The sequence below is a fragment of the Rhodopseudomonas sp. AAP120 genome (assembly GCF_001295845.1).
GTDB lineage: Bacteria > Pseudomonadota > Alphaproteobacteria > Rhizobiales > Xanthobacteraceae > Rhodopseudomonas.
Genome location: NZ_LJIC01000218.1, coordinates 1 through 2403 on the forward strand (window position 1 = coordinate 1; position 2403 = coordinate 2403).

At 62.9% G+C, this 2403-nt stretch carries 2 protein-coding genes; both read right to left on the reverse strand.

Annotated elements, in window-relative coordinates:
• Positions 1–206: 206 nt before the first annotated feature.
• Positions 207–1169 carry a restriction endonuclease gene (locus tag IP86_RS27450; protein ID WP_054165628.1) on the reverse strand — a complete coding sequence of 321 codons (963 nt, stop codon included), beginning with the start codon at positions 1167–1169 and terminating at the stop codon, positions 207–209.
• Positions 1170–1846: 677 nt separating this feature from the next.
• Positions 1847–2403 (reverse strand): hypothetical protein (locus IP86_RS27455; protein ID WP_156332639.1); only part of this gene is annotated, 557 nt, incomplete at its 5' end.

A 2403-nucleotide genomic window follows, 5' to 3' on the forward strand; every position in this document is an offset into this window, starting at 1 on the left:
TATGGATTCCGGGTTCGCACAGCTTCGCTGCGCGCCCCGGAATGACGAACGAGAGGGCGGTTGTCCGGACCGGTTAGTTTCTGTTCTGATTAAGCTCGGCGGGAGCCGAACGACACACGAACTCACTGCCCGCGTTGTCCTCACCCCCTGTCCCGCAATCGGGAGAGGGGGCGTGCTGCGGGCGCAGTTGATCATGATATATGGCTTCAAGCGTGACCAAGATCGAAGATGGGGGCGGTCACGTGCCAGGAGATCAGCGAGTGAATATCGACGAGTGTCATCCGTTTCGACATGGAGGCTGACTGTTCGGCTTCTTCCGAAAAGGTGGATGTCGTTACAACGAAGCCATGGAAAGCGTTGTGCTCCTCGATCACGCCTTTGAATTGCTGGATGACCGGCCGTCCGACTTTGTTTTCCGCAGAGTTTCGCTTGCACTGGACCACGATCAGCCCGTGGTCATGAACCGCGAAGCCATCAACCCCGAGGTCGTTTGATTTTCGCGTGACGATCGATTTCAAGCCGGCGCTCTCGAAGAAGCTCATCACGTGGCGCTCGAATTTGCACGGGTCCATCCTGCACAGCGCCTCGCGCAGCAGATCCTCGTTTTCGGGCGTGGCGCACCGAACCGGATCGCAAGGCTGTTCGCGCATGGCAGCCTTTATCTTCCAACTGGCTTGACGCAGACGTTCATCATCGATGATGAGATCGATGATCTCGGCGACCTCTGGCCGTACACTGGGATCTTTTGCGACCGCTTCGATGATTGCAGTGATTCCTGCAGTGCCCAGGAAGACGAGCAAAAGGACCGGAACTCCGATTGCGCCTCCGAACGCTGCGATCCCGGCGGCCTGGCCGCCAACGAACGGCAGTGCGGCGAGCGTTGCGGGAAACGCGATTTTCACCGCTAGCGGAAGGTTCGACTTACGGTAGTTCCGAACCGACTCGGTGACCCGCGCTGCGACGAATTTCACGACTGTCCGCGAATCGATCAAGGCTCGGAGGCGTCCAACCTTTTCCGGAAGGTTGAGATCGCTTCCGACGATCTCACGGGACTGGCCGAGCCACTTGATCGCCTGCAAACGATCCTCGCGGTTGTTCAACCGCTTGACTGCGTTGGCGAAGAGATCAACGAGCCAGTGCCGAATAGCCTCTCGCGGCAGGTCAAGCATGGCGTAGTAGCCGAATAGTGCAGCTGGATGAGCTGCGATGATGAAATCAACTTTGCTGAAATTCGCGAAGGCAGCGTAGGAAATGACATCGCGAGTTTCAATGCTGCTTTATTCCATCAAGGCAAAAGCTGTTTCGGCGGTGAAGTCCGATGGAGGAATGATCCTAGTGAGGGCAATTCTCTCCGCGGATCGCGCGGACTCACTGCTCGCGTCGCCCTCACCCCAGCCCTCTCCCGCAAGCGGGAGAGGGGGCGCGCAGCGGATGGGGTGAACGATTGATCCACACGCTCGTGGGGATACTCACTTCGCCGCAATGCACGCCCTCTCGTTCGTCATTCCGGGGCGCGCGTAGCGCGAGCCCGGAATCCTTAACCCCTGCGCTTCGTCATGACGCTCTGCGGCGGCCACGTGTGTGCGCTTACTGAGAGTCTAGGGGATATGGATTCCGGGCTCGCGCAGCTACGCTGCGCGCCCCGGAATGACGAACGAGAGGGCGGTTGTCCGGAGCTGTTAGGGTCTGTCCTGATTAAGCTCGGCGGACGATGGTTGCGGTCTGCGCGGTCAATAAAAAAAGCGGAGGCCGGGGCCTCCGCTTGGTTGTTGTTTTTGGTCGCGGGCGATTTGCCGGCGAGCGATCACCGTGCGGGGCGGGCGCGTGGCCCGCCGCGCGCGTGGCCTCATCCCAACCGTCCGGCTGCGTGGGCCAGCAGCGTGTACACCAGGCCGGTTTCCGAGCTCAGATGCGTGCGCAGGGCCTGCGGGCCGCGTTCGTCGCGGGCGACTTCGTCGAGCAGGCGCTCGAACTCGGTGATGTAGCGGTCGACGGTCTGCTTGAAGGCGCGGTCGGCGCGATATTTGCGGGCGACCTCGTCGAACGCCTTCTGGCCGGCCGGGGTGTAGAGCCGCTTGGTGAAGGCCTTGGCCTCACCGCGCTGATAGCGGTCCCACATTTCCAGCACCAGGTTGCGGTCCATCAGCCGGCCGATGTCCAGCGACAGCGACTCCAGTGGATTGCCGCTCACCGCCTGCTGCGCGGTGCGGCCGCGCGGGGCTTCGCGCTCCGGCGTAGTCTCGGCGCGGTTGAGCAGCTCGGACAGCCAGCCGTCGCGGCCCTGGTCGGCGGTCGGGGCGACCGGCGGGGCCTCGGTGCGGCGCGGCGACGGGCCGGGCAGGCCGAGATCCGGCGGCGGCAGGGTGGCGGCGCTGGTCTCGCGGCGCGGGGCCGGGCGCGGCG